Here is a 23,107-nt window from a genome sequence, read left to right as displayed (position 1 = left end):
CCTGTTCGGCCGGTTGGCGCAGGAACTGGTTTCTGCGGCGGCAAGTTAGTAAGCGGTTAACCCCATCGTCAATAGATCCGCCGATCTGACGGACCGTGGAAACGCTGCGAACAGGCCACTTCTGCCCGGCATCAAGGGCCGAATCAGGACAACTCCCCTGCCTCATTTTCTTCCTGACCTTGACGGTGGAGCGACGTGCTCCCTAGCGTTCGGTACCGCCATAGAACACGTTTACTGTCCGGAGGCAGGGTGCGTACCACTGACGAGGCGCCGGTCGAGGCCACGGCCGCCGACGCCACACCGCCCCCGCGGCGGCCCCGCACGGTTCTCGCGATGGACCCCTCCGTCGTGGACGACGTCTTCCCGCCACTCGTACGGGCGCGGCTGGAGGAGACCGCGGACATCCGGCCTCCGCGTGTCGTGGAGGAGTTCACCAGCCCTTCGGCGCTCGCAGCCCTCGCCGAGTGCGAGGTCCTGCTCACCGGCTGGGGCTGCCCGCCGGTCGACAGGGCCGCGCTCGACCGGGCGCCCCGGCTGCGCGCGGTGATCCACGCGGCCGGCACCGTCAAGACGTTCCTGAGCCGGGAGGCCTACGGGCGCGGCATCGCGGTCTCCTCGGCGGCGGCGGCCAACGCCGTGCCGGTCGCCGAGTTCACGCTCGCCGCGATCATCCTGGGTGCCAAGCGGGCCTTCCCGCTCGCCCGTCTCTTCCGCGAGCGGCGCACCCACCGCACCGACGCCGACCTGGACCGGCACCACTGGCTCGGCACCCGCGGCATCACCGTCGGCGTGGTCGGCGCCTCCCGTATCGGCCGCCGCGTCACGGAGCTGCTGCGCACCCTCGACGCCGAGGTTCTCCTGTACGACCCGTACATCGGCGACGCCGAGGCGGAGCTGCTCGGCGCCACCCGCACCGACCTGGACACCCTGGTGGCGACCAGCGACGTGGTGACCCTGCACGCGCCGGACACCCCTCGCACCCGGCACCTGCTCGACGCCCGCAGGCTCGGCCTGATGCGCCCGGGCGCACTCCTCGTGAACACCGCGCGTGGTCCGCTGGTGGACACCGCCGCCCTCACGGAACACCTGCTGAGCGGCCGGATCGACGCCGTGCTCGACGTCACGGACCCCGAACCGCTGCCCGCCGGGCACCCGCTGTGGGACCTGCCCAACGTCTTCATCACCCCGCACCTGGCGGGCGCCCAGGGCAACGAGGTGGGCAGGCTCGGCGCGCTCGCCGTCGACGAGCTGGCCCGGTACGCGCGCGGGCTGCCGCTGGCCCACGCCGTGCTCCTCGAGGACCTGGAGCGGATCGCGTGAGCGGAGCCGCGCCGCACGCCATAGTCTCTGGGGCGGGCCGAGCACAGGCAGACCAGTACGACCATCAGGGGGTGGGCCGGATGTCCCGGCAGAGTTCCACGGCACCCGGACCGGACGGCGGGGGTCAGGGCGAAGGGCAGGGGGAGCGGAGCGGGCAGCGCCGCGCGACCGTCGTCGACGTCGCGCGACGGGCCGGGGTGTCCACGGCGACCGTCTCGCGGGTCATGAACCGCAACTACCCGGTCGCCGCCGCCACGCGCGAGCGCGTCGAGGCAGCCATGCGGGAGCTGGGCTATGTGGTCAACGCCCATGCGCGGGCGCTGGCCGGCGCCTCCGGCCGCACCGTCGGCATCATCGTCGGTGAACTGATCGACCCCTTCTACGCGTACATCGCGCGCGGCGTCGAACGCGAGGCCACCGACGGCGACCGGCTCTGCCTGGTGTGCTGCACCCAGGGCGACCCGCAGCGGGAGCTCGCCTTCATCGAGCTGATGCACGAGCGGCGCGCGGACGCCGTGGTGCTGGTCGGCGGCAGCGTCGAGGACCGCGCCTACAAGGCCGAACTGGCGCGCAGGGCCCGCGAACTGGACGCGGGCGGTTCGAAGCTGGTGCTGTGCGGACGTCCCTCGCTCGGTGCGGGCGTCCCGACGGTCGGGGTGGAGTACGACAACGAGGGCGGCGCCTTCGCGATCACCGACCACCTGATCACGCAGGGCCATGAGCGGATCCTCTACCTGGGCGGGCCGCCCGGCCTCTCCACGGCACGGGACCGGCTCGCCGGACACCGGCGCGCGCTCGAGCTGCGCGGCATCGGGCGGGATCCGCAGCTGGAACAGCCGGGCGCCTTCAGTCGCGCCTTCGGTTACCGGCGCATGGCCGAACTGCTGCGCGACGGTGCGGGGTTCACCGCCGTGTTCGCCGCGAACGACATCGTGGCGGCCGGCGCGGCGCAGGCCATGGAGGAGGCCGGGGTGCGCATCCCGCAGGACGTGTCGCTGGTCGGCTACGACGACATCCCGGTGGCCCAGGAGCTGCGGCCGCGGCTGACCACCGTCCGGATCCCGCTGGAGGAGATGGGCCGACAGGCGGTCCGGGTGGCGCTCAACGGCGGCGACGAGGACGACTGGCGCGCCCCCACGACCGGGACGCTGCGTCTGGGCACGCACATCGTCGTACGGGAATCGGTGGCGGCGCCACGGGGAACGGTCGCCGTGCACGGGAGACCGCGCCGGGGCTGACGTCACGCGCCCTCGCCTTTGATTCCTCCGCCCTCGGTTCCTCGGGTCCTCGGGTTCCTGGGCCTCTGCACTCCTGCGCTCCCTGAGCTCCCTGCGCTCCTGGATACAGGCTCCTGACGTGCTCGATTCTGCTCGCAAGGACCCTGGTTCGCATAGTAACGAACAGAAACTCGGCGTACCCCCTTGCGGCCGGATAGCAAACGCTTACATGCTGGCGCGCAGCTCCACCCGCTCGTCCCGCCCATCGCCTCGACGTCGTCCGTCCTCATGGGAGTTCCTGGATGCGCCCTGCCCACAAGCCTCTCCATGTTCCCGCCGAGCCGTCCTCCCCCGGCCGCCGCGCCGTGCTCGCCGCACTGGCGGGTGCCGGTGCGGCCGTGACCCTCGGTGCCGGGAGCGCGGCCGCCTCCCCCGCCGCGGTCTCCTCCCCCGCGTCGAGCGCCTCCCCCTCGTCACACGGCGCGGCGGGCGGCGACACACTGCTCGTCAAGGCCTTTCCGGACGCCGAGACGGAACGGCTGCGGCTCGACCGGTCGCTGCGGGCCGGCGACTTCATCCCCACCGGACGGTACGCGGCGCCCGGCGCGACCGTCGCCCTCCGGGTGCGGTCGGCCCACGGGGTGCTCCCGGTGCTGCACATCGGCACCTTCGACGACTACAACACGAACACCGACCTGAAGGCGCCCCGGGCGTTCCGGCTCCGCCCGGGTCTGAACGAGGTCGTGGACAGCTACGGCGGCCCGGTGTACCTGAGTTTCGCCGGGCACGGGCAGCGTGCCGCCGTCACCTTCGTCTCCGGAGTCGAACGGATGGCGGTCTTCGAACTGGGCCGCACGAGCGAGGCCGAGTTCCAGCGGCGGCTCGACACCGCCACCGGCGTCCCCTGGGTCGAACTCCTCACGGAGCGGGCCATCCTGACGCTCACCCGCGAGGGCGCGCTGCTGTACCGCGACGAGGACCACACCGCGCTGATGTCGCTGTTCGACACCGTCATCGGCTCGCACGACCGCATCAGCGGCCTCGACGGCGGCCGGCCCCTGGACCGGCCCAAGGCGGGCCGCTACCACTTCAACGAGGTCAGCGTCGTCCCGAAGGGCGTCGGCGCGTACGCCTGGCACGGCTTCAACGGCTTCCCCCGCGCCTACATGGACCGCCTGTGCACCGTCAGCGGTCTCACCACCCGCGGCTGGGGCCTGTACCACGAGCTGGGACACCTCAACCAGCAGGCCGCCTACCAGGCCGGCAGCCTCACCGAGGTCACCGTGAACATCTACTCGCTGGCGGCCCAGCGCACCCTGGGCCGGCCCTCGAACCTCCTGACGGTCGACCCGAAGACGGGCCTCGACTGGTTCCAGTCCGCCCGAGCGAAGCTCGGCACCCCCGGCCTCTCCTACGTCGACGATCTCGGCGCCTACGAGCAGTTGGTCCCGCTCCGCCAGTTGGAGCTCGCCTTCGGCGACGACTTCTGGCCCCGGCTGCACCGGCTGGTCCGCACGGAGCACCAGCACGACGCGCCGGTGGAGGACTACGACCACCCGCCCGCGGTCGAAGCCCGCCAGTACCGCGCCCTCGCCACCTACGCCTCACGCACGGCCGGCCGCGATCTGACGGACTTCCTCGTCGGCAAGTGGGCCATGCCGATCGACGCGCGGGGCATCGCCGAGATCGCCGCGCTGAACCTCCCGAAGCCGGACACGGACCCGAGCACGCTCTCGGACTGACGGCGTGCCGCCCGCCCGCCAGGCCGCCGGACGGCCACGGACGGCGGCCGTGGAAGGTGCGGACAGCCGGTCTTCCGGGCGCTTCGACCGTGCGGGGCGGCACCTTGGCCGACGACACGGTGACGGCCGGGTGAGACCCGCGCCCCGGCCGTCGCCGTCCGCGCCCCTCGACCGGCACCGCACCCATCCTCGGCACGCGCGGCGTCCCTGTCCGCGCCGTCGGCGCGTGGCCGTCACCGCCCGCACCCTCGGCACGGCCCTCCGCCCCGACCGCACCCGTCCTCGGCCGCTCCCCTCACCCGTTCGTCCGTCCGTTCGTTCGTTCAAGTCGTACCTCCCCCGCCCCAGTCCACGTACGGATCGCCCCAAGGAGACGACACACATGCGCACCCCCGCATCCCCGTCCCGCCGCTCCGTCCTCGCCGCGGCCACGGGCGCCGCGCTCGCCGTCGGCGGCCTCGGCGCCGGCACCGCCCACGCCGCGAGCACCGCTCAGGGCGCGGGCGACCTCACCGTGCCGCTGGTCGCCCGTCCCTCCGCCGAGGCGGAGCGGCTCCGCCTCGGCCAGGCCCTGCGCGCCTGCGAGTTCCAGACGACCGGCCGCTACGTCCCGCCGGCCACCGCCCTGCGCTGCGAGGTACTGCCCTACGACGGCGTGGTGCCGACCCTGTGGGTCGGGCAGTGGGACTACTACGGAACCGTCACCGAACCGCGCGGCTACCCGCTCAAACCCGGCGCGAACACCGTGACCGACCCGCATGGCGGACCCCTCTACTTCACCCTCGAAGGCAGCGGGCAACGCGCCGCGGTCCGGCTCAGGAGCGGCTCCGTGCCCATGCCCGTCTTCACGCTCGGGCGCACCGTCGAGGCCGCATATCAGCACCAGTTGGACGCGTACACCGATGTCCCGGTCGTCGAGCTGCACGGGCCGCGCTCGATCGTGACGCTCACCCGCGACGGGGCGCTGCTGTACCGGGACGAGGACCACGCGGCGCTGCTCGGCCTCGTGGAGCAGATCATCGACGCCGAGTCCGACGTCAGCGGCCTGGACGGTTCGCAGCCGGTGCACCGGCCCAAGGCCGGCGGCTACCACTTCACCGAGGTGTCGGTGGTGCCGTCCGGCGTCGGCGCGTACGCGACGCACGGTTACAACGGGTTCCCGCGCGCCTATCTCGACCGGGCCACCACGGTGGAGGGTCTGCGCACCCGCGGCTGGGGTCTGTACCACGAACTCGGCCATCTGCACCAGCAGTTCGCGTACAAGCCGTCGGGGCTCACCGAGGTCACGGTGAACATCTACTCGCTGGCCGTGCAGCGCGCCCTCGGCCGGCCCTCCAACCTCCTCACCGTCGACCCGAAGACTGGCCTGAACTACTTCCAGTCCGCGCGGGCCAAGTTCGGCACGGCGGGGCTGGCGTACGAGAAGTCCTTCGGGGCGTACGAGAAGCTGGTGCCGCTGCGCCAGCTGGAGCTGGCCTTCGGCGCGGACTTCTGGCCCAGGCTGCACAAGCTGGTGCGCGAGGAGAACCCGCAGTCGGACTACACCGAGACGGCCAAGCGCTACCGGGCGCTCGCCACGTACGCCAGCCGTGTCGCCGGGCGCGACCTCACCGACTTCTTCGTCACCACCTGGGCGTTCCCCATCGACGCCGAGGGCCGGGCCGAACTGGCCGCGCTCCGTCTTCCCGAACCGTCGACCGACCCGGCCGCACTGACCGACTGATCCCGCAGGAAGAGACCCGCCATGGACCTGAGCAGACGCCAGACCCTCGCGCTCGCCTCGGCGGGCGCCGCCGCCACCCTCGTCGCCCGCGCGGGCGGTGCGAGCGCCGCCACCACGTCCGGCGACGACCCGTACGAGCCCCTGCTCGACCGTGCCGCGCGGCAGCTGACCGGCGGCTCCTTCGACCCCGCGGACCCGGACTTCGCCGCCGCGCTCGCCGCCCTGGACACCCAGGCCGGTGACTGGTGGCGGCGGATCGACACCTCAGCGGGCCGCACGGCACTGTGGGCGGACCTGTCCCCGGCCTCCGACCCCGGCATGTTCGGCCAGAGTTACCCGCGCCTGCGCACGGTCGCGACCGCGTGGGCCACGCCCGGCACCTCGCTCACCGGGCAGGCCGCGGTGCGCGACGGGATCCTCGACGCGCTCCGCTTCCTGCACACCACCGGCTACAACGCCTCCCGTCGCGAGACCGGCAACTGGTGGTTCTGGGAGATCGGGGCACCGCGCGCCCTGATGGACATCTGCGTACTGCTGCGCGCGGAGCTGCCCGCGCAGGACCGTGACGCCTACGTGCGGACGGTCGCCGCGTTCGTCCCCGACGCGGATCGCCGCACCAACTCCCCCTCCCTCGCCGAGACGGGCGCCAACCGCGCCGACAAGGCCGTCATCGTCGCCCTGCGCGGGCTTCTCGCAGGCGACCCCGCCGCGCTCGTCCTGGCTCGCGACGGCCTGTCCGACGTCCGGGACAACGGCAGGAACAGCCTGTTCCAGTACGTCACCTCGGGTGACGGCTTCTACCGGGACGGCTCCTTCGTGCAGCACTCCGACGTCGCGTACACGGGCACGTACGGCAGTGTCCTGCTCGGCGGCGCCGGCCAGTTGATCGCGCTGCTCGCCGGTTCCGAGTGGGCCGTCACCGACCCGTCGGTCCAGGTGCTGTACGAGGCCGTCGAGCGGAGCTTCGAGCCCTTCCTGTTCGACGGGCTGATGATGGACGCCGTGCGCGGCCGTGCGATCTCCCGCGAGCGCGCGCGGGACCACGTCGACGGGGCTGCCGCGGTCGCGCACATCCTCCAACTCGCCGACGGCGCACCGCGAGGGTACGCGGAGCGCTGGCGCGCCGCGGCCAAGGGCTGGATCTTGCGCAACACCAGGACGCCGTACAGGACGCTCGTCGGGATCCCGGACCTGGCCCGCGCGAAGGCCCTCCTCGACGATCCGGCCGTGCGGCCCGCGGACCGCCTCGGCGGCCACTTCGTCTTCGCCGACATGGACCGCGTGGTGCACCGGCGCCCGTCGTGGGCGTGCGCGCTGTCGCTGTCGTCGCGGCGCATCGCCGCCTACGAGGCGGGCAACGGCGAGAACCTGCACGGCTGGTACACCGGCGACGGCATGACGTACCTGTACGACGGCGACGACCCGGACGCCTTCGGTGACGCCTTCTGGCCCACCGTCGACCCGTACCGGCTGCCGGGCACGACGGTGGACACCCGCGCCCGGACCGATCTCGGGACCGGCGGCGGAACCGGCACGTTCCGCCCCCGGAACGCGATCGCGGGCGGGGCCGTGCTCGATGGCCGCTACGGTGCCGCCGCGATGGAGCTGATCGCGGACGGCTCGACGCTGCGGGCCAAGAAGGCGTGGTTCTTCCTGGACAACGCGGTCGTCGCCCTCGGCGCCGGGATCACGGCGAGCGACGGCAGGACCGTCGAGACGGTCGTGGAGAACCGGAACCTGCACGCCGGGGGGGCGCCCCGGCTCGTCGTCGACGGACACCTCCAGCCCGGACGGCAGGGGTGGTCGGCCGCACTGGACGGCGCCCGCTGGGCCCACCTGGAGGGCACGGGCGGGTACGTCTTCCCCTCCGGCGGGCCGCTGCGCGCCCTGCGCGAGGAACGCACCGGCACGTGGGGCGCCCTGAACACCGGCGCGGACACCGGCGGCAGCACCACCCCGGTCACCCGCCGCTACGCCACCCTCTGGTTCGACCACGGCCCCTCCCCCGTCTCCGCGTCCTGCTCCTACGTCCTGCTGCCGCGCGCGACCGCCGCCGCGACCCTGGCCTGGTCCCGCTCCCGCCCGGCGCGCGTACTGGTCAACGACGCCACCGTCCAGGCCGTCGCCGCTCCCCGTCACGGCCTGCTCGCGGCACACTTCTGGGCGGCGGGCTCGGTCGACGGACTCAGCGCCGACGGCCCCGGTACGGTCCTGGTGTGCCGCCGCGACGAGGGCATGACGGTGGCGGTGGCGGATCCGGGCCGTACGACGACGACCCTGACCGTCCGGCTCCCCTTCCCCGTGCGCGAGGTGGTCGGCGCCGACGACACCGTGTCCGTCGTGCCGGGCCGCCACCCCGCGCTCACCGTCCAGGTGGGCGGCTCGCGGGGCCATACGCACACCGCCCGCCTTCGGTGAGAGCGGTCCGACCGGTCCCGCCGGCCAACGAGGCCCAGGCCGGCGGGACCGGTCGGACAGGCGCCTGCCCGCCACCCCCGACCACCCGTATCGCACGCCGTCCGACGAAGGAGCCAGCGAACCACCATGCCCGCGCCGCACTTCCCCCTCCCGCCCACCGACCGCGTCCGCTCGCCCCTGACCGGCTGGACCAGGGCGCACTGGGAGGCCCTGGCCGACCGGCAGCTGGCGGCCCTGCTGCCGTACGCCACCGAGGGATTCGCGCAGTACCGGCTGCCGGGCCGGAGCAGCTGGTCCGGGGTCGTCTCGGACGGCCTCGAAGGATTCGCTCGGACATTCCTGCTGGCCTCCTTCCGGATCGCGGGCGCGGGCGGCGACGGCGGCGAGGGGGCCGACTCCACGGCCGTCTCCCACCTCATCGAAAGGTACACGCAGGGTCTGACAACGGGCACGGACCGTGACAGTGGCGAGGCCTGGCCCGCGCTCACCGACTGCTCCCAGCAGATGGTGGAGGCCGCCTCGATCGCGCTCGCCCTGCACGAGACCCGCCCCTGGATCTGGGACCGGCTCGACTCCCGGGTGCAGGAACGGGTCGTCGACTGGTTCTCCGGGTTCGTCGGCGCCCGGACCTGGGACAACAACTGGCGCCTGTTCCAGGTGGTGTCGGAGCAGTTCCTCGCCTCGGTGGGCGCGCCGTACAGCCAGGGCGACATCGACGCCGGGCTCGACCGGATCGAGGACTGGTACGTCGGCGACGGCTGGTACACGGACGGCGACGGCCGCAACTTCGACTACTACATCGGCTGGGCCATGCACCTGTACCCGCTGCTGTGGTCCCGCATGGCAGGGCCGGACGGGGACGGCGGGCGCGGCGCCGTCTACCGGGAGCGGCTGTCCCAGTTCCTGACCACCTACCCGCAGTTCTTCGGTGCGGACGGCGCGCCCGTGCACCAGGGCCGGTCACTCACGTACCGCATCGCGGCGACGGCGCCGGTCTGGCTGGGCGCGCTCGCCGAGTGCACCCCGCTCGCCCCGGGCCTGACCCGGCGCCTGGCCTCCGGCGCGGCCCGGCACTTCGCCGAGCGCGGGGTGCCGGACGAACGGGGGCTGCTGCCGCTGGGCTGGTACGGCACGTTCCTGCCCGCGACGCAGGCGTACTCGGGGCCCGCGTCGCCGTACTGGGCGAGCAAGGGGTTCCTCGGCCTGCTGCTGCCCGCCGACCACCCGGTCTGGACGGACCGTGAACTGCCGCTCCCCGTGGAGCGTTCCGCGCAGTACACGGCGCTGCCCGCGCCCGGCTGGCTCCTGCACGGCACCCCGCACGACGGAGTCGTCCGCCTGGTCAACCACGGCAGCGACCACAACTCGCCGGACGGCCCGGGCAACGACGATCCGCACTACGCCAAGTTCGCCTACTCCACGGCCACCGCACCGGAGTCCGCCCCGCACGCCTGGTCCCGCACGGTCGACAACCACATCGCGCTGCTCGCCGCCGACGGCACCCCGACGCGGCGCCGCCGCATCCATCCCCTCACCTGCGAGGGACGCCGCGCCTCGTCCCGGCAGGCCGTTCAACTGACGTGCTCGGCGGAGGAGTTCCCGATCGAGTCGACGAGTGTGCTGCACGGTCCGTGGGAACTGCGCGTGCACCGGGTGCGGGCTCCCGAGGGCGTGACGGTGCGCGAGGGCGGGTACGCGATCGCGGACGAGATGCGTCCGCAGGTGGCACAGGGCCCCGGCTGGGCGCTGGCCCGCACGGAGTCGGGGCTGACCAGCGCCGTGGCCGCGCTGTACGGCTGGGACGAGGAGGCGGGCGTCGCGCGCGAGGTCGAGGCGAACGCCTTCGGTCCCCACTCGGCGACACCGTACCTGCGAGCCGTGCGCCACCCGGGCGGGGAGAGTGTCCACGTGACCTTGGTGGTGCTGACCCGCGACGTCGTGCACCCTCGGGCCCTGCGCGAGTCGATCACGTGTACGCGTGAGGAGGACGGGCGGATGACGGTCACCTTCCCGGACGGCGAGGCGGTGACGGCCTGAGAGAGCGTCAAGACTGGTGCGCGGCCCGGTGGGTGGCGAGCAGCGGGCGCAGGTGGGTGTGGGACCAGGCGGCCAGGGTGGTGGGTGTGGTGGTGTCCGGCTCCCGCCGCTGCTCGGGCGTCAGCGTGCGGGTGCCCGCGGTCATGTCCACGATGCCGTCGACCGCGCCGGGCGGCAGGCCGGCCGCGGCCAGCGTGCGGCGGGCGTCGTCGTCGCAGACCGGCCGCAGCCGGATGTCGCGGTCGAGCGCTGTCGTGAGGATCTCCGCGACGCGCCGCCACGAGAGGTCCTCGGGGCCGTGGACGCCCTGGACGGTGCGGCCGTCCCAGGTGTCGTTCAGCAGACGGGCGGCGGCGATGTCGCCGATGTCGCGCGGGTCGACCCAGGGCAGCGTCCGCTCGGGGTCGTCGGTGGTGGTCAGCCGGCCGGCGCTCAGGTCGTCGAGGGCGGGGAGCAGGTTGGTGAAGAAGTAGCCGCAGCGCAGGTGCAGCACGTCGGCGCCGGTGGTGTCGAGTTGTTCCTCGACGGCGGCGAGCCCGTCGATGTGGCCGGCGCCGTGCCGCATCTCCGCGCCGACGCTGCTGAGGAACACCACGCGGCGCACACCGCCTTCCCGCACGGCCGCTGCCAGGCCGGCCCCGGTGCGTCGCGAGGTGCCCACCGGGTCCTCGACGGTGTGCGGTGTCGGGTCCACGAGGAAGGCCGCGGTGGCGCCCGCCATGGCGTCGCGGACGAATGCGGCGTCGGTGAGGTCGCCGCGGCGCGCGTCCACCCGTTCCCGGATGTCCGGCTCCAGCCGGGAGGGGTCGCGCAGCAGGAGGCGGGGGCGGGCCCCTGCCTGGAGCAGCAGCCTCACGACCCGCGAGCCGACGTGGCCGGTGGGGGTGGTGACGACGACGGTCATGCGAACTCCTCGCTGTCGTGTTCCTGGGTGCGCCGTACCGTAACGGCCCTTGCGGCCGGAACCTGACCGCAAGGGTGCGAGGCTGGGCACATGAGTCACCCGAGCGGCCGGATGCTGGAGTTGTTGTCGTTGCTGGCTGCCGGGGTGCCGCGCAGCGGGGCGGACCTCGCGGCACGGCTCGGTGTCTCGCCGCGCACGTTGCGCAGGGACGTGGAGCGGCTTCGGGACCTGGGTTACCGGGTGCAGTCGGCGCGCGGCACCGGCGGAAGTTACCGGCTGCCCGCCGGGCAGGGCGTGCCGCCCCTGCTCCTGTCCGAGGAGGAGGCGGTGGCCACGGCGGTGGGGCTGCGGCATGCCGCCGCGGCCTACGGCGCGGCGGCCGGGCCCGGTCCGGCGGACACCGCGCTGCGCAAGCTGGAGGAAGCGCTGCCCGTGCGGCTGCGGGGCCGGATCGCGGCGCTGGCGGCGGCCACGCAGGTGCCGCCCGGGCCGGGCCGGGCGGGCGGCCCGGGCGGTTTCGACACCTTGGAGCGGCTGGCCACGGCCACGTATGTGCGCTCCCGCGTGCGGTTCCGCTACACCGCCCGGGACGGCGGCGCCGGTGAGCGCCGTGGGGAGCCGCACCGCCTGTTGCTTCTGGAGCACCGCTGGTACCTGCTGGCGTGGGACGAGGACCGCGCCAACTGGCGCACCTTCCGGGTGGACCGGATCGCGGGCCTGCGGGTGCCGGGCGCGACGTTCCCGCCGCGCCCGGTTCCCGAGGCGTCCGCCGGGCCGTTCCCCCGCCCCGGCGAGCCGCGGGGCGCGGTGCTGTTCCTGGCGCCGGCCGGGGCCGTCGCGCGGCGGCTGACCGCGCGGGCGGGCACGCTGGAGCCGACCGGACCCGACCGCTGCCGGTATCTCACCGGTGCGGAGGACTGGGACTGGCTGGCGGGCGCCCTCGCCGCGGTGGGCCTGCCCTACCGCGTGGAGGGCCCCGGGGAACTGGCGCGCGCCACCCAGGGCCTGGTCGCGCGGGCCGCCGCAGCCGCTCCGCCCCCGGCACGGGCCTGACGTCGGCCGCGCAGGACTTGCGGGACGGTCGCGAGCACAGGGGGTGATCGGCTCCGGCGAATCGCAGGGGCGATCAGTGACGCTCAGGGGCGCTCAGGGGCGTTCAGGCGTTCAGGCGTTCAGGCGTTCAGAGGAGGGCGTCACTTCTCCCAGCCCACCGTTTCCGGGAGCGGGTTGTGGAAGATGGTCGCGCCCACGTCGTCGAAGGCGCCGACCGTGGTGTACGTGCCGCCGTCCTTGATCCGGTCGTAGGGCGTGGGGTGGTAGTCGGCGGCGGGCGGCGCGGCCGAGGGTGCGTTCTTGGCGTCCCGCTGCGCGGAGTCCGTGCCGGCGGAGGACTGGCGGGCGGGGGCGGGGGCGGATACGGCGGCGATCAGGGCGACGGGCAGGGCCGCCGGGTGCCGCCACAAGGTCGACATGTTGCCGTAGCAGTCAATCCGGTATACGGCGCAAACCGGACCGATCAAGATCATCCGGTTTGCGCCGTATGCCGGATGATCGTGATCGGTCCGGCGGCGGGCGGGGCGGCGGCGGGTGGACGCCGCCGCCCGTCACGGCCGGGCCGTCAGGAGTCCTGGATGGTGATGAAGGGGTCCCACTGGAAGTACCCCTTCAACTGCCGGTGGTGGTCGAGTATCTGGAAGTAGAAGTGGTAGACGACCTGGCCGACGCTCTTCACCGTTGTGCGCCAGTAGTGGTCCTCGTACTTCTGCGTGACGAAGTCGGGGCTGCCCTCGCTCCCCTCCTTCGGCAGCGGGTAGACGCCGTCGATCACCTCGATCTCCGGCGTCCTGATGAGCGTGTGGTCGCGGTCGTTGCTCACGTACCGGTACAGCAGCGCCTTGTAGTCGCTGCCCAGGGACAGGGTCGTCTCCCGCCACCGGATGGTGTCCCCGGGCTCCGCCCGCAGGTTCAGCTCGGCGCCCGATGTGCCGACGATGTGGTCGTGCCGCGTCGTCATGTAGATCAGGCTCTGGTCGACGTAGGTCGGTGCGTCGGGATTGCGCGAGGCGTTGGGGTTCTGCTCGACGATGGTGGCGGCGTCGAACGCGATCAGGACGTTCAGATCAGCCATGTCTTTCCCCTCGGGAGTGAAGGCGTCTGGGGTCGAGGTGCCTGCGAGTCGCGGTTTTCTGAGGTCGAGGGTCGTGGGAGTCGGGGCTCCCGGGAGTCGCAGTCCCCGGGAGTCGGATTTCGGAGTCCCCGGGAGTCGGAGTTCGGCTACGAGGGTCTGGGCACCTTGTAGGCCATGGCCCTCGGGTAGTCGTGCCGGTCCAGGCGGACGCGGACCAGGAGGGGTCCGGCGTTGACCGGGTCGTGCGGGTCGGCGAGGCGGGCCAGCAGCTCGTCCAGCTCCGCGGGGCGGGCGATGGTGAGGCCGCTCGCCGGGGTGTCCTCGCCGGCGAAGACGGCCGCGAGACGGTCGTAGTGCCAGGGGTGCAGGACGTTGTAGAAGTCGGGTTCGCCGGGGTCGGGCGCGGCTGGGTCCGGTCCGCTGTAGTACTCCGGGTGCACCAGCATCTGCTCGATGCCGTAGAAGTGCCCGTTGTCCAGGACGAACACCACCGAGCGCAGCCCGAGGCGGGTGTGGGTGGAGATCTCCTGGCAGGTCTCCTGGAAGGAGCCGTCGCCGACGAACACCATCGGGCGGGCACCCTCGCGTTCGGGGGCGAGTGCGGCGCCGGTGGCCGCGCCGACCGACCAGCCGATGGAGAGCCAGCTGATCTGGGACAGGAAGCCGCCGGCGGGCAGGGACAGGTTCATCGAGCCGATGAGGGAGAACGCGGCGTCGGAGACGACCGTCCAGTTCTCCTGGGTCTCCTGGCCCAGGAAGTGGTTGATCCGGTCGAACAGGTCGTCGTACGTGAGCTGTTCGGCCCGCGGGGATCGCGGGCCGCTCACGCTCAGCGAGGCTCGGTGCTGCGCCAGCCCCGCGGGGCGGTCCTCCCGTGCTCCCTGGTAGCTGTAGGACTCGGCGTAGTAGTCGGCGTACAGGCCTCCGGTGCCGTAGGCCTTCACCAGTGCGTCCCGGAGGGCGGGCAGCAGGTGGACGAGCTGGACGTCGGGGAAGTAGGAGGTGCCGACGCTGACACCGCCGTGCGCCGCCATCACCCAGTCGGTGCCCACGCACTGCTCGCCGCCGAGGTTCTTCGACGTGGACCAGGCACCGAGGCCGATCCGGCAGGTGGCCCAGTCCTTGAAGACCGCGCGCACGTCCGGGTGGCTGGCGTGGCCGTTGTAGACGCCGTGGAACTGCGGCAGTTCCCCGTCCACGACGGCCTTGGCGCCTACGGTCGTGCAGAACGGAACGCCGGTGGCCTCCACCAGTTCGACGAGTTCCCCGCCGAGCCGGTACCGGTCGGTCTCCTCACCGGCCCACACGATCGGGCGGGGCCTGCCGTCCGGGCCGGGGTGCTCCTGGATCAGGGTGAGGATCGCCTGCACGGCGTCCTCCAGCATGTCCCGGCCGCGCGCGCCGAGGGGCCGTTCGCGGCGGACGATCGGCTGCGCCGGCTCGGGGCAGGGCTCGTCCCAGAGGTCCTCCATGACCTCCAGGTAGACCGGCCTGCGCTCGGAGAGGCAGGCGGTGAGCGCGGTGTCGATCTGGGCGGGCGCCAGGCCCGGGTGTGAGATGACCTGGGCGTCCACGGTGACCTGCCGGTAGACGTCCAGGTTGCTCTCGGCACGCGGGCTCATGTGCGAGGTGAGCAGGCCGACGGCGCGGAAGTTCTGCCACTGCTCGTAGGGCGGGCAGGCGTTGACGGCGATGAGGGGGACCTGCTCGACGTACGCGCCGCCGCAGGAGTTGAGCAGGTTGAACGCGCCCACGCTGTACGTCACCGCCGCCGCGCCCACGCCGTGGATACGGGCGTAGGCGTCGGCGGCCTGTCCCGCGCCGCCCTCGGTCGGCGTGCCGACCCATTCGACGGCGCCTTCGGCCCGCAGGGTGGTGAGGAACGGCCCCAGGTGGTTGCCGGGTACGCCGAACAGGTGGGTGATGCCCAGCTCCGCCAGCCGCAGGGCGAGGTACCGGGCCACCGTGCAGGTGGGAATGGTGTCGTTCATGAGGCCTCCGGCTCCCGGTCCGTGCCCGAGTCCGCCCGCTCCGGGCCCGGCGCGGTGACCGGCGGGGCCTGGTGGACGGCGAGGGCGGCACGGACGGCGCTTTCCAGGGCGCCCTCGATCCAGGCGTGTTTGAGAGACGTGTGCTCGCCCGCGAAGTGCACCGGGCCCTCGGGGCGTAGGACGTCGAGGTGGAAGCTGGTCATCTGGTGCGCGGTGTAGATGGCGGCCTCGCCGAAGGCGTAGGGGTCGCGGGCCCAGCTCTGGGTGGCGCCCCGGCCGGTGAAGAACACCTCGACGCGCCGGCCGTGCAGGGCCTGGAGGTTGCGCAGGGCGTAGAGATAGCGTTCCGCCTTCGGCATGGAGTCCCAGCGTGCGGCGTCGTCGGACCAGGAGTACGAGGCGAGGACCACGCCGCCGCCGGTGCCGTCCGCGACCGGGTGCGAGGGGTAGTACGTGAACCGGTTGGGGTTGTCGGTCGCGGAACCCCCGCCGAAGCAGTGGGTGGCGGGCCGGACGGCGGGGCCGCGCAGGGGCAGGCTGCCGTCGATCTGCCGCATCTCCTCGGTGACGAGGCTGTCCTTGACCGCGGCGCCGAGCAGCCCGGCCTCCGGCGCGGGCAGCGTGGGCACGGCCGCGGACCCGGTGTCCGGCTCGTTTCCCCGCCGGTAGTACTCGTACAGGCCGGGCGCGATGCCGTCCAGCGCGTCGCGCCAGTCGGCCTCGGTGAACTCCCACCAGCGGTGGCTGAATTCGAGCAGCACCTTGGTGGCCTGGTCGTAGTGGGTCTCGATGACGGCGCGGCGCTTCTTGTACGACATCGAGGGGACGATCTCCACGAAGCGCAGGGCGGAGAACGGGATGGTGACGACGGCCAGGTCCGCCGTCCACAGCCGGGGCAGTTCCTTCGGATCGCTCTCGTCGAGGGTCTGCACGGCCACGCCCCACCCGTCGGGCCCGACCGCCCCGGTGCCCTCGGGGTCGGTGTCGCGGCTGGGGTCGTGGTACTCCAGGCGGATCACGCGCTGGCCGAGCCGCACCTCGTCGCGCAGCCCCTGGTAGAGGGCGTGGGGCAGGCGCCAGCTGCCGCCCGGTATCTCCCAGTAGCGGACGGCGGGGTTGATGTCGCTGCGGCTCAGGAAGCTGTGGAAGAAGGAGAGGTGGAGCCGCGAGGACATGTTCTCCAGGGTTCCCACGGCCTCGACGGCCTCGTCGCTGAGCCCGGCGCGGTCACGCAGGAAGGAGCCCATCGAGCAGCCGTCGAAGTCGCGGATCACCCGCGCCCAGCCGTCGACCCACTCGTCGAACGGCTTGTTGACACGCCGGCCGTCGACGACGTCGGAGTAGTAGTCGCGCACGCTCTCCAGCGCGTCGTCCACCATCCGCACGACGGGGGCGCGGACCTCGTCGTCGGTGAGGTGGAAGCCCTCGTTCATCCGCTCGGGACCTGCGGCGTACTCCGCGCGCCGCACCTGGACGCGGTTGGCGCGGATCCAGGAGTTGCCGCGCTTGTCGGGTTCGCGGAAGTCCGGGCTGTCGTCGCCGTACGTCCACGTCCGGCCGGTGAAGGAGGTGTACGTCACCGGCGGGACGGGCACGTCCGGGCCGCTGCCCGTGTGGGGGTCGACGTCCACGTTGTAGAACTGGCGCCGTCCGAGCCCGAGTTTGTCGACGAGGGCGAGGACGAGCGGATGGAAGTCGGGCAGCCGCATGGCCCCGGCCTCGGCGTACTGGGCGGGGTCGGCGAAGGGCTGGTGGTGCTTGGTGGTGCGGAAGGTCTTGATGCGTCCGCCGACACGGTTGGCGTTCGCCTCCAGGACGGTGACGTCGTGCCCGGCGTCCTTGAGCAGCCGGCCGGCGACGAGTCCGGTGATGCCGGCGCCGATGACGAGGATCTTCTTGCGCGGGTGCCGGGTGGGCCCGAGGCGGCCCGTGTCTATCAGGGTGTGCAGGTATTCGAGCTTGAGGTCGCTGCCGTCGGGTCCGACGAGGAGGAGTTCACGGGCGAGCCTGAGACAGGTCTGCCAGCGGGCACGGGTAGCGGAGTTGTCCCGTGGAGTGTCGGTCATAGCCTGTGATCGTAGATATGCAGAAAGGGTTTCGTGTTTCCCCGGGCGGAAAAGTCTGGAAACTGCCGACAGGGCTGAGTGACGCGATTTCGACTCGTTCGGATATTCGACAGGAAGGTGGCAGCAATACGGAGGGTGCCGGTGGTGCGGGTGGGGAGACGGGGGCAGCCGAAGAAACAATTCACCGGCGGAATGCCGTACTCCCACGGAGAGTGCGCGTGCGCCCGCACCGATGACCTCCGCAGAAATGTCGTCAGCCGGCTGCGGTGCCCGCCCTCCCGAACCCGGGCGTTGGCATATGCATCCGGCCAACATCCCCCACCGGCCGGCGTGCACGGCGCTCCGTCCGCCCCCGGGTCAGAGACGGAACGCGATGGTCACCCGTTCCTCGAGATCGTCCTCCGTCATCGCCGCGTCGACGTGGACGGCGCGCAGCCGCAGGCGCTCGGTCTCCTCCTGGAGGCGCCGGGTGAACATGTGGTCGCGTGCGGCGATGTTGCGACCGGCCTTCGCCGGATCGCCGGTTCTCCACAGGAACCCCTCCCCCGGTACCGAACGGCTGCGGAACGCGGCCTGCCGGAATTCGGGCGTGGGAAGAAGCCAGACGGCCTGCTCGGGAACGGTGAGCAGGGGCTTGACGAGATGCGGCAGAAGCCGGAATCCCTCGACGACGACGCACGGCTCCCGCGGCAGCCGCAGAAGGTCCTCGACAATCAGTTGGAATCCCTCGCCCCGAAACCAGTGGAAGGTCTCCAGCATGATTTCCGGAGACCGGTTCACCCAGCGCTCGTCCATGTCCATGGCCATGAACGCGTGCAGAAAGGGCGCCTCCTCGGGGCTGGTCCGCGCCGCGTGATCCCGCATCACGTCATCGGTCGCGTAGAGGTGCCAGCCGAGGCGGTCGGCGAGCCGGCGCGCGATCGTCGACTTGCCCGCGCCACTCCCGCCGCCCACCCAGAGAACGTGCCGCAGCCGCGCCGGGAGCTCTCGGGTATCGGCCGCCTCCGCGTCCATTCGTCTCCGCCGTCTCCTCTTCGTCGACCCCTCTTCGACGGCGTCGGCGTCCTCCTTCGAAACTACCGTGCGGAGGAGAGCGCGGTGGCTCGTGACGGATGCGTGCGATCCGGAGCGCGGGGTACTGAGGGCGGGCGCCGCCTACGTCGAGGCACCCTTTGGATCGCTGGTCCACGAACCTCTGGCCGAGGCCGGCCGGCACGCCGACGAGCCGCGAAGGCCGCTGCCGCGATCTCACGCAGCCGGTGAAGGAGCCGGACGCGCGGATCGCGGGACAAGTGCCGGACGGCGCAACCACGGAACAAATGCGGACGGCGCAGCGCCCTTTCACCCGGGCCGTGCCCGCCGGCGGCCTCCCCTGGCCGCCCCTCCGGCCGCGTGGGAGCATGAGGTGGTAGCAGCCGGGAACCCACTCGTCATGTCCATCGGCGGCGAGGAGCGACCGTGGTGCGGAAGCTGATCAGAGGCGCAGCAACTGATCAAGGGCGTCGAGGGTCCGAGCGCGCCCGACGGGGTATGCCGTACGGCGGCCGGCCGGGTGGCGCGGGTGACGCGTCCCGAGGCGGTCGGGAACGCGCCGCCGAGCACCCGCCCGGGGCACCCGTTCGTACCCCGTACTCACGGACCCGCCCATCGGCGCGTGGGCGAGGGCGTCCGTGCTGCACGTGACCGCCCGCAGCGCCGGGGCCGCCTCCGCGCGCCGGCCGGTCGGCGTGGGACCGCCGACGGCCGTACCGGCCGCTGCGGCCGTGTGCGCGCCGTATGCGGAGGTCGCCGACGGCAGCGTCCACGTGCGGTCCGCGACCTCCTGAACCGAAGGAGCGGTGATGACGCAGCAGTTCGCCGTCGGTGACCACGTCCGATGGAATTCCGAAGCCGGACACGTCGAAGGTGTCGTCATCGAGAAGCACACACGCGACGTGGAGTGGAAGGGGTACGTGCACCACTGCACGGAAAGCGACCCGCAGTACGAGATCAGGAGCGACAGAACCGATCACGTCGCCCTGCACAAGGGTGGTGCGCTGACGAAACTGTAGGTGCGGCGTGGCGGGAGCGACGGAGAGCAAGGGTGGCTAACCGCATCTGTACGGTGGGGCATTCGACCCGTGACTTCGACGAAGTGCTGGAGATGCTGCGCGAGAACGACGTCACCTGCCTGGTCGACGTCCGTTCGTTCCCCTCGTCGAGGAAGTACCCGCAGTGGAACCGGTCGGCGATCGTCGACGCGCTGCCTGGCGGCATCGGGTACCGGTGGATCCAGAAGCTGGGCGGCCGGCGGCACACACCCGCGGGCGTGCCGAGTGTGAACGGCGCTTGGCGGGTCAAGGCCTTCCGGGACTACGCCGACTACATGGCGAGCGACGAGTTCGCGCAGGGCCTGGACGAACTGCTCGAACTGGCTGAGCACGAACGGCCGGCGATCATGTGCAGCGAAGCGGTGCCCTGGCGCTGCCACCGCAGGCTGATCAGCGACGCGCTGATCGTCGCGGGCGCGGAGGTGGTGCACATCATGTCGCCCACGACCGCGAAGCCAGCCGTCCTGAACCAGTTCGCGCGGGTGCGCCACGGGCGTCTGACCTACCCGCCCGACTCCGACCGGTCCGCCTGAGGCCGGGGATGAGCGTCGTCGACGACGTCCGTGAGGCGGTCCTCTCCATCCCGGCCGGGTCCGTCGCCTCCTACGGCTCCGTCGGCCGCAGGGTCGGCGCGGGACCGCGGCAGGTCGGGCGGGCCATGGGCCTGCTCGGTGAAGGAGTGCCCTGGTGGCGTGTCGTGCGGGCCGACGGGACCCCCGCCACCTGCCACGGTGGCCGGGCGCGGGAACTGCTCGTGGACGAGGGCACGCCGATGCGCGGCGCGCGGGTGGACATGTGCCGGGCGGAGCACCGGTGGGGGCCGTGACCCCTGGCTGTCGGGGCGTGAGCCTGCTCCCCGAGGACCTTCGGCATCTCGCTGGGTCCGGTGCGAGTCCGGTCCCGCTGCGGGGAGACGTCGGCCACCCGGTCACCACGGTGCACGCCGTCCACCGCCCCGACGCCGGTATCCACGGCGAGAAGCCGAGCCAGGCCGTCGTGACCGGCTTCCGGCACTTAGCCGGTGCTCCGGCTGCCGGAGATGACCACCGGTCCGCCGCCGGAGAGCTTCGGGGGTCCTCGACGGCCGCGGGCGGTGGAGAACCCCACCGTGGATCCTGTGGCGGGCCGGATGGTCCGCCGGACGGACCGTTCCTAACGTGGGCTCATGTCGATCACACAGAGCCGGGCCGCTCACCGGACCGCGGCCGTCCTCGCCACCGCCCTCCTCGCGGCGCTCCTCCCGGCCACCGCCGGGGCCGCGGAGGCCGCTCGCTCCTCCCAGCTGCAACATGATGCCGACGTGCTGCGCGACGACGGTGTCACGGGCGTCGCGGTGCGGCTGGAGACACCCCGGGGAGTGCGGACCGCCCGCAGCGGCGTCGGTGACCTCGGCACCGGACAGCCGGTGCCCCGCAACGGCTACATCAGGATCGGCAGCACCACGAAGACGTTCGTCGCGACCGTGGTGCTCCAGCTCGTGGGCGAAGGCCGGCTGTCGCTGGACGACACGGTCGACACCTGGCTGCCGGGCTCGGTGCGCGGCCACGGCAACGACGGGCGCCGGATCACCCTGCGCCAGCTGCTCCAGCACACGAGCGGGGTGCCCGACTACACCCAGGACGTCGTCCCGGACCTCAGCGCGGCCGGGTACCGCGAGCACCGCTGGACCACCTACAGCTCCGAGCAGCGCGTCGCGTTCGCGATGCGGCACCCGCCGTCCTTCGCGCCGGGCGCGGGCTGGGCGTACTCCAACACCGGCTACGTCCTCCTGGGCATGGTGATCAAGGCGGTCACGGGCCGTTCCTGGGAACACGAGGTGCGGGCCAGGATCCTGCGTCCGCTGCGGCTGGCGCACACGCTCGCACCCGGCGACCGGCCGTTCCTGCCGGGTCCGCACGCTCACGACTACCAGCAGTTCGAGCCGGGCGGCGCGCTGACCGACACCACGGTCGCCTACCTGCCCTTCGACGGCGACGCCGACGGTTCGATGATCAGCACGACCGCGGACACGAACACCTTCTTCAAGGCGTTGGTGGGAGGCCGGCTTCTGGCACCGGCCCAGTGGGCGCAGATGCGCCGCACGGTCGACGTGCCCGCCGGTCACGGTGCTCCCCCCGGCACCCGCGACGGGCTCGGCCTGGACTGGACGCCGTTGTCCTGCGGCGGCGGGTACTGGGGGCACAGCGGCGACGGCTTCGGTTACCTGGTGTGGCCCGCCACGGCTGCGGACGGGCGTACCGCCGTCACCGTCTCCCTGCACAGCCGGCCCGGCGACGAGGAGACCGCCATGCGCCAGATCCAGGACGTCACCGCCCTCGTCGACCACGCACTGTGCTCGGCCAGGAAGACATGAGGGGCCGCCGGGGCCCGTAGACTCCCGGCGTGGCATTCATGAGCACTCCGCACTGCTGCTTCCTGTGATCGGAAGCCGTTGAGGGCGATGCCGGACGGCGTCGCCCTCCTCGGTGTGCCTGCCGCGTGAACCACCCTCCCGGCGCTGCCCGTTCCTCCCTGAGGCAGTGACGTACCGACAGTGACGTTCCGGGCGCGCGTGCAGGCACGGCCTTCTTCCCTTCACCCCTGCCAGGAGTGTCCCGTGCCCGTGTCCTTTCCCCCTGCCCTCATGCTCTCCCTCGATCTGCTGCGCTGTCCCACGTGCCGCACCCGCCGCCTGTGCCCCGACCGCGGCGCGCTGCGCTGCCCGGCGGGTCACACCTTCGACGTCGCCCGCCACGGCTACGCCTCCCTGCTGACGGGAACCCGCGCCACCAGCGGCGACGACGCCGCCATGGTCCGGGCGAGGGACCGGTTCCTGTCCACCGGCGCGTACGCGCCCGTCCGCGACGTGGTGGGCCGCCTGGCGGCCGGCGCCGTCTCCGGGCGGGGCGCGGTGGTGGACGTCGGGTGCGGCACGGGGTACTACCTGACCGGCGTACTGGACCGGCTGCCCGGCGCCCGTGGTCTGGGCCTGGACACGTCGGTGCACGCGCTGCGCTCGGCGGCCCGCGCCCACGACCGGGCCGCCGCGGCGACCTGGGACGTCTTCCGCCCCTTCCCGCTGGCCGACGCGGTCGCCGATGTCGTGCTGGACGTGTTCGCCCCGCGCAACCCTGCCGAGTTCCGCCGGGTGCTCCGCCCGGACGGCCGGTTGATCGTGGTGCGCCCCACCGGGCGGCACCTGGCCGAACTGCGCGGACGCGTGCCCGCGATGATCGCGGTCGATCCGGTCAAGGAGCGCCGCCTGCACCGGGCGCTGTCCCCCTTCTTCGAGGCCACCGTCACCGAGCAGGTGGAGTACGCCGCTCTGCCTGCCGGGCGGGAGGCCCTGGATCTGGTGTCGATGACACCGAGCGCACGCCACCTGAGCCGCGCGGACCTGAACGACGACGGTCCCCTGCCCGCGGAGGTCACCGTCTCCGTCCTGGCCACCGCCTACCGGCCCCGGTGACCGTCGGCGGGGGCCCGGGGGCG

18 protein-coding genes are annotated in these 23,107 nt (G+C 72.7%); 12 read left to right on the top strand and 6 right to left on the bottom strand.

The genetic code is table 11. From position 1 onward, the window contains the following. The first annotated feature begins 249 nt into the window (after nt 1-249). The 6 genes from ACFC02_RS14375 to ACFC02_RS14350 all read left to right on the top strand — a co-directional run bounded on the left by ACFC02_RS14375 (nt 250) and on the right by ACFC02_RS14350 (nt 10,457). Nucleotides 250-1,320, top strand: a complete 1,071-nt coding sequence (locus ACFC02_RS14375) for a hydroxyacid dehydrogenase (RefSeq protein WP_376356349.1) — start codon at nt 250-252, stop codon at nt 1,318-1,320. A gap of 71 nt (nt 1,321-1,391) precedes the next feature. Then, a complete protein-coding gene (locus ACFC02_RS14370; RefSeq protein WP_376356427.1) occupies nt 1,392-2,558 on the top strand; it encodes a LacI family DNA-binding transcriptional regulator in 1,167 nt (388 codons plus the stop codon). A 281-nt stretch (nt 2,559-2,839) separates the two neighbouring features. After that, nucleotides 2,840-4,279 (top strand): M60 family metallopeptidase, encoded by a 1,440-nt coding sequence (locus tag ACFC02_RS14365; protein WP_376356347.1) that lies wholly within the window; start codon nt 2,840-2,842, stop codon nt 4,277-4,279. Nucleotides 4,280-4,661: 382 nt separating this feature from the next. After that, nucleotides 4,662-6,002, top strand: coding sequence for a M60 family metallopeptidase (locus ACFC02_RS14360; RefSeq protein ID WP_376356345.1), 1,341 nt, complete (start codon nt 4,662-4,664; stop codon nt 6,000-6,002). Nucleotides 6,003-6,023: 21 nt separating this feature from the next. After that, nucleotides 6,024-8,420, top strand: a complete 2,397-nt coding sequence (locus tag ACFC02_RS14355; protein ID WP_376356343.1) for a polysaccharide lyase 8 family protein — start codon at nt 6,024-6,026, stop codon at nt 8,418-8,420. Between the two features lie 126 nt (nt 8,421-8,546). Further along, complete coding sequence (locus ACFC02_RS14350) at nt 8,547-10,457, top strand: DUF2264 domain-containing protein (protein WP_376356341.1); 1,911 nt, start codon at nt 8,547-8,549, stop codon at nt 10,455-10,457. A gap of 7 nt (nt 10,458-10,464) precedes the next feature. On the opposite strand, the gene ACFC02_RS14345 is transcribed toward ACFC02_RS14350, so the two are convergent. Next, on the bottom strand, nt 10,465-11,361 hold the full coding sequence (locus ACFC02_RS14345; RefSeq protein ID WP_376356339.1) for an NAD(P)H-binding protein: 897 nt from the start codon (nt 11,359-11,361) through the stop codon (nt 10,465-10,467). 90 nt (nt 11,362-11,451) lie between these two features. Between ACFC02_RS14345 and ACFC02_RS14340 the strand changes: the two genes are divergently transcribed. Next, nucleotides 11,452-12,414 carry a helix-turn-helix transcriptional regulator gene (locus tag ACFC02_RS14340; RefSeq protein WP_376356337.1) on the top strand — a complete coding sequence of 321 codons (963 nt, stop codon included), beginning with the start codon at nt 11,452-11,454 and terminating at the stop codon, nt 12,412-12,414. Nucleotides 12,415-12,554: 140 nt separating this feature from the next. Here ACFC02_RS14340 and ACFC02_RS14335 read toward each other — a convergent pair whose 3' ends face one another. The 5 genes from ACFC02_RS14335 to ACFC02_RS14315 form a co-directional block, all read right to left on the bottom strand. Continuing rightward, nucleotides 12,555-12,833 carry a hypothetical protein gene (locus ACFC02_RS14335; protein ID WP_376356335.1) on the bottom strand — a complete coding sequence of 93 codons (279 nt, stop codon included), beginning with the start codon at nt 12,831-12,833 and terminating at the stop codon, nt 12,555-12,557. Nucleotides 12,834-12,979: 146 nt separating this feature from the next. Beyond that, nucleotides 12,980-13,489, bottom strand: coding sequence for an inclusion body family protein (locus ACFC02_RS14330; RefSeq protein WP_376356333.1), 510 nt, complete (start codon nt 13,487-13,489; stop codon nt 12,980-12,982). Between the two features lie 146 nt (nt 13,490-13,635). Beyond that, a complete protein-coding gene (locus ACFC02_RS14325; protein WP_376356331.1) occupies nt 13,636-15,480 on the bottom strand; it encodes a thiamine pyrophosphate-binding protein in 1,845 nt (614 codons plus the stop codon). Continuing rightward, nucleotides 15,477-17,546, bottom strand: a complete 2,070-nt coding sequence (locus ACFC02_RS14320) for a flavin monoamine oxidase family protein (RefSeq protein WP_376356329.1) — start codon at nt 17,544-17,546, stop codon at nt 15,477-15,479. Before ACFC02_RS14320 ends, ACFC02_RS14325 begins: the two co-directional genes overlap by 4 nt. A 357-nt stretch (nt 17,547-17,903) precedes the next feature. Continuing rightward, nucleotides 17,904-18,560 carry a hypothetical protein gene (locus ACFC02_RS14315; protein ID WP_376356327.1) on the bottom strand — a complete coding sequence of 219 codons (657 nt, stop codon included), beginning with the start codon at nt 18,558-18,560 and terminating at the stop codon, nt 17,904-17,906. A gap of 827 nt (nt 18,561-19,387) precedes the next feature. Here ACFC02_RS14315 and ACFC02_RS14310 point away from each other — a divergent pair. The 5 genes from ACFC02_RS14310 (at nt 19,388) to ACFC02_RS14290 (ending at nt 23,084) form a co-directional block, all read left to right on the top strand. Then, nucleotides 19,388-19,597, top strand: coding sequence for a DUF2945 domain-containing protein (locus ACFC02_RS14310; protein WP_360977409.1), 210 nt, complete (start codon nt 19,388-19,390; stop codon nt 19,595-19,597). Nucleotides 19,598-19,629: 32 nt separating this feature from the next. Further along, nucleotides 19,630-20,169: a DUF488 family protein gene (locus tag ACFC02_RS14305; RefSeq protein ID WP_376356325.1), complete on the top strand. Its 540-nt coding sequence runs from the start codon at nt 19,630-19,632 to the stop codon at nt 20,167-20,169. 8 nt (nt 20,170-20,177) lie between these two features. Then, entirely contained in the window at nt 20,178-20,462 is a 285-nt protein-coding gene (locus tag ACFC02_RS14300; protein ID WP_376356323.1) for an MGMT family protein, read from the top strand. Nucleotides 20,463-20,801: 339 nt separating this feature from the next. Beyond that, nucleotides 20,802-21,989, top strand: a complete 1,188-nt coding sequence (locus ACFC02_RS14295; RefSeq protein ID WP_376356321.1) for a serine hydrolase domain-containing protein — start codon at nt 20,802-20,804, stop codon at nt 21,987-21,989. Between the two features lie 243 nt (nt 21,990-22,232). Then, entirely contained in the window at nt 22,233-23,084 is an 852-nt protein-coding gene (locus tag ACFC02_RS14290) for a methyltransferase domain-containing protein (protein WP_376356319.1), read from the top strand. Nucleotides 23,085-23,107: the final 23 nt, after the last annotated feature.

The organism is Streptomyces sp. NPDC056160, from assembly GCF_042268205.1.
Lineage (GTDB): Bacteria > Actinomycetota > Actinomycetes > Streptomycetales > Streptomycetaceae > Streptomyces.
The sequence above is the reverse complement of the archived record's forward strand: the minus strand, read 5'-3'. Positions and strand labels throughout refer to the sequence as shown.

Coding starts and splice junctions, on each gene's coding strand:
- ACFC02_RS14295 (WP_376356321.1), top strand. CDS start 20,802: ATGTCGATCACACAGAGCCGGGCCGCTCACCGGACCGCGGCCGTCCTC.
- ACFC02_RS14325 (WP_376356331.1), bottom strand. CDS start 15,480: ATGAACGACACCATTCCCACCTGCACGGTGGCCCGGTACCTCGCCCTG.
- ACFC02_RS14330 (WP_376356333.1), bottom strand. CDS start 13,489: ATGGCTGATCTGAACGTCCTGATCGCGTTCGACGCCGCCACCATCGTC.
- ACFC02_RS14300 (WP_376356323.1), top strand. CDS start 20,178: ATGAGCGTCGTCGACGACGTCCGTGAGGCGGTCCTCTCCATCCCGGCC.
- ACFC02_RS14345 (WP_376356339.1), bottom strand. CDS start 11,361: ATGACCGTCGTCGTCACCACCCCCACCGGCCACGTCGGCTCGCGGGTC.
- ACFC02_RS14320 (WP_376356329.1), bottom strand. CDS start 17,546: ATGACCGACACTCCACGGGACAACTCCGCTACCCGTGCCCGCTGGCAG.
- ACFC02_RS14335 (WP_376356335.1), bottom strand. CDS start 12,833: ATGTCGACCTTGTGGCGGCACCCGGCGGCCCTGCCCGTCGCCCTGATC.
- ACFC02_RS14360 (WP_376356345.1), top strand. CDS start 4,662: ATGCGCACCCCCGCATCCCCGTCCCGCCGCTCCGTCCTCGCCGCGGCC.
- ACFC02_RS14315 (WP_376356327.1), bottom strand. CDS start 18,560: ATGGACGCGGAGGCGGCCGATACCCGAGAGCTCCCGGCGCGGCTGCGG.
- ACFC02_RS14340 (WP_376356337.1), top strand. CDS start 11,452: ATGAGTCACCCGAGCGGCCGGATGCTGGAGTTGTTGTCGTTGCTGGCT.
- ACFC02_RS14350 (WP_376356341.1), top strand. CDS start 8,547: ATGCCCGCGCCGCACTTCCCCCTCCCGCCCACCGACCGCGTCCGCTCG.
- ACFC02_RS14355 (WP_376356343.1), top strand. CDS start 6,024: ATGGACCTGAGCAGACGCCAGACCCTCGCGCTCGCCTCGGCGGGCGCC.
- ACFC02_RS14310 (WP_360977409.1), top strand. CDS start 19,388: ATGACGCAGCAGTTCGCCGTCGGTGACCACGTCCGATGGAATTCCGAA.
- ACFC02_RS14365 (WP_376356347.1), top strand. CDS start 2,840: ATGCGCCCTGCCCACAAGCCTCTCCATGTTCCCGCCGAGCCGTCCTCC.